The organism is Paenibacillus sp. FSL R5-0490 (assembly GCF_001956215.1).
Classification (GTDB): domain Bacteria; phylum Bacillota; class Bacilli; order Bacillales; family Cytobacillaceae; genus Cytobacillus.
The window spans coordinates 103,303-118,354 of record NZ_MRTQ01000014.1 but is presented as its reverse complement, the minus strand read 5'-3'; the positions used below and the strand labels follow the sequence as shown (position 1 = coordinate 118,354).

The window sequence follows — 15,052 nt, the reverse complement described above, 5'->3', positions numbered from 1 at the left end:
CACCTCAAAAGTAATTTTTTTGTATAATATCTAAGTTTTCCTTTGTAATAACTGCTTTTTCTTCAATTCCTTCAAAGGACACTAAATAGGAATTCTTCGCGTATAACGAAAAATTTAATATGTATTGAATATTTATAATAAATGAGCGATGAGCCCTTATAAACAAACGGTCCCTTAGCTCTCCCTCTAATTCATTTAAGGTTTGATAGGTTTTTACAGGACCATTTTTTGTATAGATCGTTGTAGCACGACCTGAACGTTCAATAAATATAATGTCCTTTTTTTGTACGATATGAATATCAGATTTTTGCTTAATAAAAATCCGGCCCGATAACTCGGCTTTTTGTTGCTTCGCTAACAATCTTTCAACAGAAGATACAAGTCGTTCTTTCGTATAGGGCTTCATTATGTAATCATGAACGTTCAATTCAAAAGCATGAACAGCGTACCCACTATTGCCTGTTACAAAGATAACCATAATTTGTAAGGCGTGTGTATATATAATATCAGCTAATTCGTAACCCGATAATTCTGGCATTTCTATATCCGCAATAAGTAAATCAATTGATTGCTTTTTTATTTCCTCATAGGCTTGCTGTGCACTTGTAGTAGCAAATACAATATTAATTTCTTCGATTGGCTCTATAATTGCTTTTAATTTATCTAAATCAATCGCTCGGTCATCTACTAATCCTACTCTCATGTTATACACCTCGTAATAAATATACACTATACGTAATTTTTGACAGTTCTACAATTAATTCCCCCTTTTCACGACATAATAAGGCATTTTTGCGACAACATAGCAGACACCTCTTGTATTTGTTTGTACGATGAAGACATCAAATAAACGAGGTGACGGACATGATTGAAATTACAGAAGTAACAAAACAATTTCAAAATAAGAAACAATATATAACTGCCTTAAAGCAAGTTTCTTTAGAAGTTCATGAGGGTGAGGTACTTGGGCTCCTAGGTGAAAACGGTGCTGGGAAAACAACCTTACTACGAACAATCGCTACTCTAATTGAACCGTCTTCAGGCAGCGTTGAAGTAGCAGGTTATCATACCGTAAAGCAATCTGATGAAGTGAAAAAACGTATCGGCGTGCTGTTTGGTAGTGAAACAGGACTTTATGAGCGACTAACAACACGTGAAAACTTAGAGTATTTTGGTTCACTCTATGGCTTAGGTAAGCATGAAACAAAAGTACGTATTGAAAAATTAGCGAAAATGTTTGGTATGCGAGACTATTTAGATCGCAAAATTGGAGGCTTTTCAAAAGGTATGCGTCAAAAAGTGGCCATTGCAAGAACATTATTACATGATCCAGATATTGTACTCTTTGATGAACCAACGACAGGACTAGATATTACATCATCTAATACTTTCCGTCAGCTTGTGCACCAACTGAAACGTGAAGGGAAAACCATTATATTCTCTAGTCATATTGTAGAGGAAGTAACGATGCTATGTGACCGAGTAGCAATGATTCATAAAGGTGAGCTTGTCTATGATGGCACTCTTGAACAACTTTATGTAGAAGAAGGCTCAAGCGATTTAAACTATATTTTCATGAGTAAATTAGTACGTGGAGGAGATGAAGATGCTTAATATATTCAAAAAAGAGTTAAAGGATACATTTCGAGATCAACGCACATTACTTTTAACTGTATTTTTACCAATAATTTTAATGTCAGCATTAGTATTTTTCTATGAAAAAATGATGGCACCGGACGAGGAAATCCAACTTCATATCGTGACAGAAAAAGAGCACCTTGATTTTGTGAAAGTATTACTTGATGGAGAAGAAAATTTACAACTTCGTGCTGTTGATGATGTTGAAGCTGCCATTAAAGAAGGTGAAGCAGTAGCTGGACTTGTTCTTTCTGACGATTTCGAACAGCAAATCGCTTCGGGGAATATGCCAACGATTCAAATTTTAGGCGATGAATATAGTGAAAATAGCTTTATAGCGATGTCAGAAATAGAAATGGCATTAACTCAATACAGTCAGACAATTGTTTCAGAACGTTTAGGAGAACAAAATATCGAGATATCAATTTTAACACCTTTTACAGTTAATAAAGTACAAGTAATCGAAGGTGATCAATCTGTACAAATGATGAGCTTCCTTATTCCAATGATGCTAGTTATTGCAGTAGGTGTAGGTATTTCATCTTCAGCAGCAGATTTTATTGCAGGTGAAAAAGAACGCCGTACGATGGAAGCTTTATTAATGACACCTGTAAATCGCAGTTCATTTTTATTAGGCAAATGGTTAACACTCGTTATTCTCGCTACGATTACAGGCATTTTAACGTTAGGAATTGTATTTATTGAAATCTACTTCTTTACAGAACAGTTAAAAGCCGGCTTAACAATGGAAGGAAGTGTTTGGTTAATTGGTACGGTCGCTCTTTTAATTATCATTAGTTTCGCTGCATTGATGGCTTCAGCGCTATTGCTGACAAGTGTTTTTGGTAAGACGGTAAAGGAAGCACAAAGCTACGGAACACCCATAATTATGGTTGGAATTTTACCAGCCTTATTCATCACAAGTGTCGGGCTAAATGAATTAACTACTACACATTTTTTATTACCAATCTTAAATGTCTTTGCAACTTTTAAAGAATTATTTGTTGGAATCATAGATATCGAGCATGTGTTTCTTACACTTGGAGTTAACATAGTGTTAGCGTTAGTAATTCTAGCAGTAGGTCGTATTTTATTTGCGAAAGATAAATGGGTGTTATCATAAAATAAATAATACCAAATCCCTTGTGGTTACATGCAAGGGATTTATTTTTTATTAACTTCATTTTTTCTATTGAAATTACAGCTATTCTACTTTTTGTTTTAGATGATTCGATCGAAGATTAGACTGCACCTAGCCATATTACGAAGAACCGTATCATAAATAGATGCGGTTTTTTCGAAGAACTCGTTTATAGGATAATTTATAACTATATTCTTAATTTTGTCTTTGAGTAGTGTTTACGACAATAACTTAACACTTCAAAGAGTCAAAGATTTGGAAGACCCTATACAAAGAAAAACACATTGAATTAGGGAATCCAGTGTGTTTTTCAGCGGCCTTTCAAATTGAAAAGATATTTTTATTCAGGCTTAACAGCTATAAATTCTTCAATAGTTTCAGGGGTATTTTTACCTTCTTTTCCTGTGAAAATGTCCAAATTAACGGTTACATCCATACAGCCAAGGTATTTTCCATTTTCATCACGTACCGCCATGAATTTTTGGTAGATCTGTCCAGTCTCTACGCCGGAGCGTTTTGGAAACCAAAATTCCCATTCATCGCGTGCTCCTGAACGGAAATCATTCAACAGCTTTTCAACGTGATGAGCCACTTTTGGGTGAAGCTCAAGCACATGGCGACCAATTGCTTCTTTACGGCGACCATGAACGCGGTCTGGATTATTAGAATACCACCGGAAAATATCGTTAGCGTCGCAAAAACCCATTTCAAATGGTAAGAGATTGATAATTGAATCCAAAGTGCTTGCTTTAATTGCACCAGTTTCAAAGTTAATGACAGCTTCAGGACTAATTAATTCTGACAATTTATCTACTGACATTTCTAACTCTCCTTTATGCGATCCCTCTTTATGAAAAAAATACAATAGTACAAATAATAAAGAGGAAAAATCGTCTTTTTTAGGTGATTATTATCTAACCTCATTAATAATGGTAGCATTAATCATTATCGTGCATTGTGATTTATCTCACAAAATTTATTTTAAATCATTCCCTGTATTTGAGGGACTGGCCAATTGCATATTAAAAAATAACCAAGCTGGGTGAAGGATGAACGTTTTTCAGGTATGACCCCGTTAGAGGAAGCGCGGGGACGGTTCCCACGCTACTCAATATTATTAAATATTCCTAACAGGATATTTCTGCCCGTTCTTTTCAATCTTCTGTTCTATTATCTCTTTTACATCCGGATACAGGTGCTTGACCTCAACTATACTATCGCTTTAAAGTGTCGGGGGTCAGGCGCCATTACTTCAAAAAAGGCTAATTAAAATTGAAGGAGACCGTTGGTTATTGAGACGGTCTCCTTTTGGTTTACTTATTCTTGTACTTCACTCATTAATGCATGAGTATTATCTTCTGTATCTTTAAAAAATGCCATCCATGTTTCTGTTTGTCCCATTTTCGCTACAACATGTGGTTCATCGATAAAGATAACTTCTTTAATTACTAATCGCTCATAAGTATCTTTAATATTAGTTACTTGAAAATAAATAACTGAACTTGAATGGGCGAATTCATCTTTTTCAGGTAGTGATAACATTAGCCGTAAGCCATTGCATTCAAAGAATGCCATACTATTGTAGACGTCAAGTCGAATTTTACACTTTTTGCTCATTTCCTTTTTACACTTCGGCTGAAAATATGCTTTTCCGATTTCTCATACGATGACTTTCCTCATCTTCTCTACCGTGAATGACTTCCACACGATGAAGTAATCTATCCAAAATTGCCGTCATAATGCCTTGATCCCCAATTAAATTGCCCCATTCATCCGGACTTTTATTTGAGGTCAGAATAATCGAACTTCGTTCGTATAAATGGTTAATTAAATGGAAGAATAGGTTCGCCTCTCTCTGATCCATCGCCATATACATCAAATCATCGATAATTACTAGGTCAGAACTTCTGATCCGTTTAAGTTGTACCTTTGATTTGTTCAGATATTCTTCCGTTTTTAAGAGTTGAATAAGTTCACCCATCGTGACGAAGTAAACATGGAATCCTCTGTGAACGGCTTCGAGCCCCAATCCAACTGCGATATACGTTTTACCAATACCGGGTGGGCCTAATAGTATTAAGTTGTACTGCTGCTCTAGCCAACTTAACTCTCTAAGTTGGGTTAACTGACGGGCAGTCAGAACGTTTTGGTCTTTTAGTTCAAATTCATCTAATGACTTCACGAAAGGGAAACGTGCCCATTTCATTCTTTTTTCTAGACTTTTCGCTTCACGTTTTGCTAATTCATACCGCGTAATAGACTCCAAAAACTCCAAGTATGTCCATGAAGCTTTTTCGGCTTCGCGAAGAAGCTGTGGTAGCTCCTCCGCGGTTTCTGCTAATCGTAACTGACGAAATTGATCCTGCAGTTCATTCACTGTTTTATGCATTATGCTCGCCCCCCTAAAATGCTAGTATACGTATTTAGGGATCGAGTAGAAGCCTTGATACTAGAATGTTTTGCTGGCTTGGCAGAAAGGGATTCTATCTCCTGTACTGGCTGTTGATTTGATGTATACAGGTGATGTGCAATGTCACGAAAATCGTTGGCACTAACCAATTTTTCTGTCATACACTTGGTCATAACCGAGTCAATAAACGCTGGATATTTTTGAACCACCTGCTGAATGATTGCGAACTGATCCCGTCGATATCTTGGGTATTCTTTACTGATCTTATCAAAATATGCAGCTGCCTGTTTCTGATCTTCAAAAGAGGAAATCAAACGTTGTTTAAACTCTTCAATTCCTTTTGATCGATCACGTGTATGATTGCGATTTTGAATTAGCTTTCCTTTCTCTACACTGATGTCATGCTCGGCGATGATTTCACCTTCTGCTTGTTTTCGAATCACGAGCGTCTGTTGTTCTCTACCTTTAACTTCAATCAAAACAAGATTTTCAGAATTTGTTTGATAAGTCCCAAGTGGAACGGAATAACGGTTTGACTTATAACGGATTGTGTTGTCCTTACTTACACTTCTTGTTATACTTTGATTATTGGTACTTTCATATGAAAGTAATGAAGAGACTGGCTGTAAGTGTTGCTTTTCGAGGAGAAACACTTCTGCTGGTCTTTTTTTCATTGTTTGATGAACCTGATGGTTCCCAGTTCGCTGGAGCCATTGTAATGCCCGATGATTCCAATCCCCTATGTCGCTAAACACTCGACTGTCTGCGAAATTACCTTTTATGTACTTCACCACATTTTCAATCATGCCCTTAGATTCCGGGTCAGCTCTTCTGCATAGGTGAATTTTAAACTTACGTTCATTCACATAACTTTGAAACTCAGCTGTTAAAAGCAGCTGGCCTGCATTCTCGCTGACTGTGATTAGATGATCCTGATCATATACGATTTCTTCGGTGCGTCCTCCATAAAATTGAAAAGCATTTTCATGACACCGGATTGCGTCTCTAGTAGTGAAAGGACGTGTCTGCCACTCCATGTATTTGTACCTTGAATGAGCCATGACAAACGCAATGAAGTACAGCTTAATCTCTTTGTTGTCAGTAGTCTTCTGCTTTGTTTCACCCCAATCTACCTGAAGTTGTTTGCCCATCGGTTGTTCGGGAACAGCTTCGTATTGACGAACAATTACTTTCTTCTCAATCTGATAAATTTCCCTGACTTCTTTTACATAAGATCTCACCGTACTTCCCCCGACTATCAGATCGGGGTATCTTTCAAGGAGCCAATCATGAATTTGTGCACCGCTCAGGTGCGGGTATTCTTCTAACCAAGCAAGTATCCAGTCTTTATGGCTATCTAATTTCTTTTGCCTCCCATGTGGGCGTTCAGTGTAAGCTTTTGCTTCCTCCAATGTCATATCTAAATATTTATAGACAGTTGGCCTTGAAATCTTAAGCTCCTTGGCTATTTGTGCTACTTTAAATTTCCGTTTGTGTAATTCCTGAATCTTTACATACAACACTAATTTCTCCTCCAAAATCCTAACCTCCAGTAAAATAACATCACAAACTATTTTACTAAAGTTTTAGGCTGATAGAGCAAAAGTGTAAAATCTAATCAAGCGAAAACTGTCAACTTTATTCTAGCGTTTACAATGGACAGGCAGCAATGATAAATTAATATCAAATCGGTCTCTTAATGGACCTGACAGCTTATTTTGATAGGCAATAATTTGTTTGGATGTACAGGTGCAGTAGTGGGAATTCGAGCCGGCATAACCGCACGGACAAGGGTTCATAGCACCTATCAGAATAAAAGAGGCTGGATATGTTACGGTTGCCTGTGTACGGCTAATGCTTACTTTGCCACTCTCTAAGGGCTGACGGAGCATATCAAGTGTTTTCTTTGTGAACTCCGCTATTTCATCTAGAAACAGCACCCCATGATTCGATAAAGATAAAAAACTATATATTGATTTAAAAACTACCACAAAACACTATATATTGTATCTAAAGCATCTTTTTTATCTTTATATAATGATGTTTTTGCAAAAATAGATACTATGCGTTATAGATGTATTTATAAATGAAGGCAAACAAAAAGCTCACCACCGCTTAAAGGTGATGAGCAATAAGTTTCTTCTATTATATATTGTGCTAAGACAATTGTATAAGGGAACAAAAGCATTCCCTACTTCACAGCAAACTTTCCTAGCCTTTTTTTAGATTCTTCTTGCTTTTTGAATAGTTCCTTGATATCTTCCAGGGTAATATTATTTTCTTCACATAATTCATTTATTACAAACAATCCCCATTTCTTTCTTTGGGATTCCTCTTCACTTGTTGTCCACGATCCACCAGAAATTTCACTATTATATGCTTTCTTTAAGGTTATAAGCAAAATTGCATAAATAGTTAATATACTACGTACATACTCAGTATCATCTTTTACCGATACTGATTCACCTTTATCATTCGTCGCGCTTGAATTGTCCAGGTTTATAAAGCACTCTGCATTTTCTGAAATTTTCAGGGTTAATGATAGCTTAGGCAGTTTAAAGGTAAAACCTGCCTCATAAACGCTCTGGTTACTTCCCAGTCCAGACAACGCTGGCAAGGAACCTAAAATATTTGTTCCGATGCTTGTACTATCATACTCTTCTTGATCAGTAGAATGTGCTACCGCCGAAACATCATAAAGGTTTAATTTATAGTCTTTTTTATCTTCATATTCGAATTCATTTCCGACTTTTGAAAGTAACCAGTAAAAGAACTTGCTATCGAATTTGAACTGTTTTACATCCTTATAGTTCACTTTCAGCCATTCTTCTTTTTTGTTTTCCTTTCTACCTTGTCCAAACAGAACGGAGCGTACCCTACCTGCTTCACTTGGAGAAACCTCAATAACCGTATAAACTTTACCGCTTAATTCAAAAAACACTGCCTCACAAGAACGATTAAAAACCCTTAAATGTCTAGGTATTATAATGTCCTTAGTGCCTTCACTTTTTATTACCGCTTTATTTTTAGATTCTGCTTTTTCATAATACCCGATAGCATGAATGTATCTTATTTTGTTATTGGCAATCGAAATTTCCTTTATATTAAAGCTATCCTCTCCATTGCCTGGGTGCCACCCATTTTGCAGTGTTTTCTCAGTTTCGTTTAGGTCCTTTCTATCCTTAAGGTAATCTATTGGCAAATTGTATTTTAATTGCAAGTTCTTAGTGACTTCTTCAAGTGTCAAGTCCTTGTCCAATTCCCAAACGGACAATCTCCATTCCTTAATTCTTTTCTTTTTAACCACTAGATCACACCTTCTATTTTTTGAAAAACTTTATCTCATGTTGATTTGTATCAAAATCAATTAATAAATGTAATAATTTTATTGGCTTTCCATTAACCGTTAACATTGGCTGAACAACTGAAGACATGTTTGATGGAATCGTGATATCTTCATGTTCAGTCACTGAATAAAGATAAGTTTTTTCAATTGATAATTTTCCAATCTGATTGCGTAGCTGAATTAAAAAATCTGATAGGTCAATATTAAAACCGTTCTCAGTAGATGTTACCTCACTTATTTGGAACCTGTCATGGGCTTGTAAAAGCATACCATGTGGTACCGGGGCTACTACTAATTGAACATCTTGCTTCTTAAGCCTCAACATTAATAGCCACCACCAAATACTTATCTTTCTATTAATTACCAATTCTAGCTTAACTGTTTTTAAATTTTGATCAGTCTTAGACTCTCCATTAACTTGAACTATTAGGGTTTGGTCAATACCGCTTCCCAATTGATTTGTCTGTTTAACCTCAATCTTAATGGGCCTTAGAATCCAAGTAAACCAACCAAGCATCAAAGAGAAAAGATATGTAACAACTACAAATAATATTTCTTTCTCCTTATTTTGATACCAAGTTGAATCACTCCAGAACCTAAAAATAAAGTACAGAGCAATGAATTGAACTGTTTGCATCAAAAAGAACTGTTTCAACAAAAAAGCCCCTCCTTTACATATATTCAGAGGAAGGGAATTTTTTCAAACCTGCTATAAGTGAAAGTGGAGATTTCACTATGATATCCGGTACATCATTTGATTCACCTAGAACCTCAGCTACAGCGTGTTTTGTCATTCTATAACTTTTCCCATCGTATAGGAACGTTATAGAAAAAATATCAACATGATCATCTCTTACTTCTTTAATTAATTTAAAAAGAACCTCATAATCCTTCAGTTCAATTGCTTCATCAATTTCTTCTTCCAAATCGAATTCAATTTCATTAGTGAATTGGATTTGTTTTATAGTAACATTTAACTGTTTTGATTTTCTTATAAATAAATCAAAGTGGTTTTGTATTATTTCAAACGGCTTTAAATTAAGACTTTCAACAATTGATTTTCTATTTGGTACGTCGATTGAATTATTAGATATAATACCTACCACAGGGAGGGGATCAAATGTAAATAGACCTTCACTATATTTATTTAATTCCAAATGGATATTGGAAACTTTTTCATATAGATAAACGACATAAGTTTGCACTTTACTCCCCTCCCTCATTTACCTTTTATTACTTATTATATACTAAACCCGGTTTTTATTTCGAGATTTTTAACTTTTTTCAAAAAAACTTTACTTGATGAATAAGCCTTAGTCCCTATAAGTCCATTTTACAAACATAAAAATAACCCACCAATTAGCAATATGGTCAATCCATACGCTAACTCAGTGGGTTGCGTTTTTTTTACCTTTATTCACTTTTTCTTCTTACGAGGCTTTCCTTTCTTCCTCAACCGCCAGGCCATCTTTTCATTACCAGTAGCGGTCAGCTGCATGCCAAATTTCAAATCGTAGACAATCCTTCCGTCTGGATGAATGACTCCCTTTTCAACAATTCGGCTGAAAATATCTGGCCGGAAGTCAATCCGCTCCTTATCTGGCTTGAAATCCTGAATGCCTTCTAATTCCTCTAGAAACCATGCTAGGTCTTTTTTTGCTTCATGACCCTTTTGTACTCTGTCCTCAAATTCATAAATCTGATTTTGCAACTCAACAATTTGGTCCGTTATAGCTTTTATTTGGCTTGGATCGCCACCATGTTTTTCACCTTCCTCTACCGTATCGTAGAGCTGATAATACAATTGCTGCATCTCTTCCTTAACTTGTTCTATCCTCTTTCGTTCGTCGTCATCAGGGGCATGGTCTTTGAACGCTTGCCTAATATCATCCTTAACCCTTCATTATTTTTCATTTCTTGTAAAAGTGCCATGAAGGTATGTTCCATTGATATTTCTCTAAACCCTCGAACTTCACATGTTTCTTCAACATACTTTTTCTCGGCAGTTCTGCACCTCCAATAATGAACCCCACCTCTTGAACTTCTCACATGAATTACTGGTGCTCCACATTCTGAGCAATGAAATATGTTAAAGAACTCTTGGCGGTCGTGAGGCCTTTTTTTACTTCCTTTTCTATTCTCACTTCGATTGTTCATAATTTGTTGAGCCGCTTCCCAATCTTCCCGACTCACGATTGCCGGATGGTGATCCCTTATTGTGTACTGAGGCAGTTCACCTCTGTTTTCAGCCTGTCTTCCCGCTAATGTGTCTGTTACGTAATATCGCTGATACACAAAGTCCCCACAGTATATCGGGTTAGTAATCATGCTATCCATCGAGGTACTATGCCACTTCTTTCTTCCTCTGGCTGTTTCAATGCCGTCTTCAGTCAATCCATTACATATTTGATTTGTCGTTTTTCCTGCTAAAAGCTCACGATAAATGCGGCGAATCACCTCAGCCTGTTCTGGATTGATTACCAGGTTCTCATCTTCATCGTACTCATATCCATATCTTGCATACTTTGTTTTAAACTGCCCTCGCTCTGCTAACCTGCGCTTTCCCCAAGCCACTGACTCTGCAAGACTTCTGCTTTCTTCTTGAGCTAGTCCACTATAAACCGTCAGCATTACCTCTCCATCTTCATCTAAGGTTCGTATGTTCTCTTTTTGAAACACAACCTCGACTGGTGGCTTCAGTGCTTTTAACATACGCACAGTCTCAAGGACATCAACCGTATTTCTTGCAAACCTTGAAACTGACTTGGTAATAATACGGTCAATTTTTCCTTTTTTACAATCCTCGATCAAACGTTGGAATTCTGCTCGATGTTCTGTATTCGTCCCGCTTACTCCTTTATCAGCGTACACTTTGACAAGCGATTGATTGGGGTCTTTTAAAATGTAATACGTGTAGTACGCAATCTGCGTTTCCAAACTGCCTAATTGATGCGGTACTTCTGTACTGATTCTGGCATAAGCAGCTGTCCGTATTTTAGGTTGGTCCTTTTTTCTCTCTACCTGTCGATAAAGCTGATTAGCGTAAAGATTAAATTCCTTTTTAACGTTATGAAAAAGGGTTGTTGGATTCGTTTCATGAACTGCAACTTCCTCTTCAATAGCCTGATTCAATTTTGGTACCCCCTTTTGTTTTGGGGCTTCAGACAATTCCTGTTTTGGAGTGGGCTGTTGTATTGATTCGGTCAATTTCTGAACATTCTCAGGTACCCTACAATCTCCAATTTTTGTTTCTTCTTGGTCAAACCATTTAATAATACACGCTTCTTTTGTAAAGACCGTAATACTAATAATCCATGCTCTCAAATAATCAATTGTAAGTTCTTTGAAAAACCGTTCAATACTCGTGACCTTTTCCAACCATTCGATAGCTTGATTACGGTATGTTCTATCTTCCTCTATTTTGGTCGCCCATTCCTCGAATTGCTGTAGCTCTTTTTCTATTTCATCCCTTCCTTTAATTGTTAAGTCATTCTTTGCTTGTCCTGCTTCCTGAAGCATCTCCAACTCCGAAAAGTACATCAGCCGTTTATATTCAAAATGGTCATTTCTATTCATATGTTTAACATCATCCAGTGCCCTTTTCAGATCCTTCATGTTGCTAAAACCATAGCGCCTTTCAATGGCCGTTTTCATCATTTCAAAAAGGTCTGTTTCTGGTACTTCTTCAGAAATACAAGATTTTTTGCTTACAATTCTCTTTCTACAAGACCAGGCTTTCTGCGTCCTGAAATTAAAGTTGTTATTGCAATAACCACAGATAACTCTTTTGGATAAAGAGAATTTTCTTGGAGGCTTAGCTGGCTGTTTACTTACCCTTTTATTTTTCTCTAAGTTAGCTTGGGCCTTTTGAAAGGTTTCTCTAGAAACAATTGCTGGATGGCTATTTTCAATTAGATATTGTTTTTCTGTTCCTATATTCCTTGTAGATTTACCCTCAAAAATGTTCCCTATCGTTTTATTTGTTAATTTATCACCCGTGTAGTTTTGATTGGTAAGGATTTTATCAACAGTTGATCCCGTCCAAACATCATTCCCTTTAGCTGTCTTTATGCCCCGCTCCATCATTAACCGTGCAATCTCTACCTTTGCCATTCCTCCTAGAAACCGTTCAAAAACTTCCCTAACTACGGCAGCTTCATCTTCATTAATTGTTACAACCGACGCATTTTTATTTTCAATTACGTTATAACCTAGTTGTGGTTGAAAATGAGGAATTCCCTTTTGGAACCTTTTTTCAAATCCCCATTTTGTTATTTCTGAAATCGTTCGACTCTCTTCTTGAGCGATAGCTGCAATGGCTGTTAAGAAGAATTTATTCTTCAAATCAGATGTATTAATATTCTCGCGTTCAAAATAAACAGAAATCCCGAGTTCCTTAAGGTGATCCACGATTTCAAGTAAATCTTTTGAATTCCTTGAAAACCTCGATACGCTTTTAGTAAGAATTAAATCAATTTTTTGTTCTTCACAATGCCGTAAGAGCCTCTGAAAACCAGGTCGTTTTTCTTTTGTCAACCCCGATTTTCCTCTGTCGTAATAGATACCAACCAATTTAAAGTTCTCTTGTTCTCGAATAAATCTTGTATAATGCCGTACCTGATTTTCAAGAGACTTTGTCATTTCATCGTGACTAGTACTTGTTCGGCAGTAGGCTGCAACACGAATCATTTCTTTTTCTTTACTCCCTGAAATCGAAGGAGCACTTATATTTCCCAACACAAAAACCCCTCTCTTTTATCCTGAGTAATCACCTTAAGTAATGCTTTAAGGTATGTTATCTATCACTCAACATCGATAAAAGTTCAAGGGGTTTTATCTTTCTTTCCTACTACTCTTCTTCTTTAACTCTTGTAGCTCTAACCTTTCTGGCTATCCCGCATTTAAATTCAATGGTAACATCATAATTCCAATAAATAATGCCTCGGTGAACCGTTTGCTTGAAAATATCAGCCTTAAATGGTTGATCCTCAGTCCGTTCTTCCAATTCATCTAGGTACATCAGTAACTTATTTAGTTGCTTGGCTAAATGGCGGCTTTCCTGTTGTTTTTCGTTAAGTTCTTCCAGTTCTGCCTGAAGCATTTCTTGTTCGTAATATAAATGTCTAATGGTTGCCTCATAAGCTCCACTTACCGAAGAGTTGTTGTTGTCAGTCAGTTCAACCAACCGTTCACTTATGGATTCAAGTTTTTCTTCCAATATTCCTAGCCGCTCCTTTTCCTTTGCACTTAAATCGTATTCGGCAATAACCTCGTTTGCTTCTTCAATGATTTGTTCTCGGCTCTCTTTTAATTCATAAATTAAATCCATGAATTCTCTTTCCAAGGCTTCCTCCCACACGTGTCGACCTGTGCATTCAATGTTATATTTTTTCGGGTGGACCTTGGCTCTGCATTGCCATGCCGTGTAGAGATATTTTTCTCCATTTCTTTCCGAGGTGAGCCTCCGCCTTACAACCGGGCTTCCGCACTCCCCGCAATAAAAGCTGTTGGAAAAATAGGCTGTGTTGGAATAGGTTTGTGCGTATTTCCCTTCGGGATCCCGTAGCATCTTGCTCCTTCGTTTCATCTCCTGCTGGGTGGCATTCCAATCTTCATCAGAAATAATGGCTGGGTGGTGGTCCCTAATAAAATACTGCCGTTCTGATCCATCATTTCGGATTCTCTTATGGGTAAGGAAGTCCACCGTTATAGACTTCTGCAGCAAAGCATGTCCTGCAAATTTCTCGTTAGTTAAGATTTTATAAACCGAATCCGATGTCCATGTTTTATTTCCCCTTGCAGTTAAAATGCCATCTTTCATAAGTCCCTTTGCGATGGAAACTGTTCCTTTTACATCAAGGAACTCTCTATAAATCCTTCGAATAATGGCTGCCTCATCTTCATTAATAACAAGGTTGCCATCTTCATCCGTATCGTACCCTAGAAAGTAGGTCGTTGGAATGTGAGCAATGCCTCGCTGGAACCGTTTCTGCACACCCCATTTCGTGTTTTCGGAAATCGATCTCGACTCTTCTTGGGCCATTGAGGAAAGGATGGTAAGAAACAATTCGCTCTTGGCATCAAGTGTATCAATGTTTTCTTTTTCAAAATAAAGGCCGATTCCCCGACTCTTTAACTCTCGAATATATCGAAGGCAATCAAGTGTGTTTCGGGCAAATCTACTAATTGATTTTGTGATGATGTAGTCGATTTTTCCATCATTGCAGTCTTGAATTAGTTGTTGAAATTCAACCCTGTTCTTAATCGATGTACCTGATATTCCGTAATCGGCATATACCTTAACCAATTCCCATGATGGATTGCTTTGGATGAAATCCGTATAATGGGCAACTTGAAGTTCATAACTTCCCGCTTGGGATTCTTCATTCGTTGAAATTCTGGCATAAGCAGCTACCCGCTTTTTATTTCCATCAGGGTTTAGTGCATTCCTGTCAGTTCTTACTTTTGCAGGTATCACCCTAACCCTTGGTGATGGTTTATTTCCACTCATGTTTTA

The 15,052-nt window shown here is 37.0% G+C and carries 13 protein-coding genes and 1 pseudogene; 2 read left to right on the top strand and 12 right to left on the bottom strand.

The window, feature by feature from the left end; translation table 11 throughout:
* Window positions 1–4: 4 nt before the first annotated feature.
* Window positions 5–703 (bottom strand): LytR/AlgR family response regulator transcription factor, encoded by a 699-nt coding sequence (locus BK139_RS13340; RefSeq protein WP_076259527.1) that lies wholly within the window; start codon window positions 701–703, stop codon window positions 5–7.
* 161 nt (window positions 704–864) lie between these two features.
* On the opposite strand from BK139_RS13340, the gene BK139_RS13335 reads away from it, so the two are divergent.
* Together BK139_RS13335 and BK139_RS13330 are read left to right on the top strand one after the other, a co-directional pair.
* Entirely contained in the window at window positions 865–1,614 is a 750-nt protein-coding gene (locus BK139_RS13335; protein ID WP_076259525.1) for an ABC transporter ATP-binding protein, read from the top strand.
* Window positions 1,607–2,761 carry an ABC transporter permease gene (locus BK139_RS13330; protein WP_076259524.1) on the top strand — a complete coding sequence of 385 codons (1,155 nt, stop codon included), beginning with the start codon at window positions 1,607–1,609 and terminating at the stop codon, window positions 2,759–2,761. The genes BK139_RS13335 and BK139_RS13330 overlap by 8 nt, the downstream gene beginning before the upstream one ends.
* Window positions 2,762–3,119: 358 nt before the next feature.
* Here the strand turns inward: BK139_RS13330 and BK139_RS13325 are convergent, their stop codons facing one another.
* The 11 genes and pseudogenes from BK139_RS13325 to BK139_RS13265 all read right to left on the bottom strand — a co-directional run bounded on the left by BK139_RS13325 (window position 3,120) and on the right by BK139_RS13265 (window position 15,046).
* Entirely contained in the window at window positions 3,120–3,599 is a 480-nt protein-coding gene (locus BK139_RS13325) for a PAS domain-containing protein (protein ID WP_076259522.1), read from the bottom strand.
* Window positions 3,600–4,096: 497 nt separating this feature from the next.
* Window positions 4,097–4,396: a VOC family protein gene (locus BK139_RS13320; protein WP_286148762.1), complete on the bottom strand. Its 300-nt coding sequence runs from the start codon at window positions 4,394–4,396 to the stop codon at window positions 4,097–4,099.
* A gap of 7 nt (window positions 4,397–4,403) precedes the next feature.
* The gene (gene istB, locus BK139_RS13315) at window positions 4,404–5,168 is read right to left on the bottom strand and encodes an IS21-like element helper ATPase IstB (protein ID WP_076259518.1); all 765 of its coding nucleotides are present in this window, start codon (window positions 5,166–5,168) and stop codon (window positions 4,404–4,406) included.
* Window positions 5,168–6,712, bottom strand: a complete 1,545-nt coding sequence (gene istA / locus BK139_RS13310) for an IS21 family transposase (RefSeq protein WP_139325630.1) — start codon at window positions 6,710–6,712, stop codon at window positions 5,168–5,170. The genes istB and istA overlap by 1 nt, the downstream gene beginning before the upstream one ends.
* A 144-nt stretch (window positions 6,713–6,856) precedes the next feature.
* Window positions 6,857–7,150: pseudogene (locus BK139_RS13305) on the bottom strand (ATP-binding protein); the annotation flags it as partial.
* Window positions 7,151–7,380: 230 nt separating this feature from the next.
* Window positions 7,381–8,496, bottom strand: coding sequence for a hypothetical protein (locus BK139_RS13300; RefSeq protein ID WP_076259514.1), 1,116 nt, complete (start codon window positions 8,494–8,496; stop codon window positions 7,381–7,383).
* Between the two features lie 13 nt (window positions 8,497–8,509).
* Window positions 8,510–9,193 carry a hypothetical protein gene (locus BK139_RS13295; RefSeq protein ID WP_076259512.1) on the bottom strand — a complete coding sequence of 228 codons (684 nt, stop codon included), beginning with the start codon at window positions 9,191–9,193 and terminating at the stop codon, window positions 8,510–8,512.
* A 13-nt stretch (window positions 9,194–9,206) separates the two neighbouring features.
* Window positions 9,207–9,740 carry a hypothetical protein gene (locus BK139_RS13290; RefSeq protein ID WP_076259510.1) on the bottom strand — a complete coding sequence of 178 codons (534 nt, stop codon included), beginning with the start codon at window positions 9,738–9,740 and terminating at the stop codon, window positions 9,207–9,209.
* Between the two features lie 212 nt (window positions 9,741–9,952).
* Window positions 9,953–10,339: a hypothetical protein gene (locus BK139_RS24395; protein WP_286148759.1), complete on the bottom strand. Its 387-nt coding sequence runs from the start codon at window positions 10,337–10,339 to the stop codon at window positions 9,953–9,955.
* A gap of 26 nt (window positions 10,340–10,365) precedes the next feature.
* Window positions 10,366–13,272 (bottom strand): recombinase family protein, encoded by a 2,907-nt coding sequence (locus BK139_RS24390; RefSeq protein WP_286148757.1) that lies wholly within the window; start codon window positions 13,270–13,272, stop codon window positions 10,366–10,368.
* 112 nt (window positions 13,273–13,384) lie between these two features.
* Window positions 13,385–15,046 (bottom strand): recombinase family protein, encoded by a 1,662-nt coding sequence (locus BK139_RS13265; RefSeq protein WP_076259508.1) that lies wholly within the window; start codon window positions 15,044–15,046, stop codon window positions 13,385–13,387.
* Window positions 15,047–15,052 lie beyond the last annotated feature (6 nt).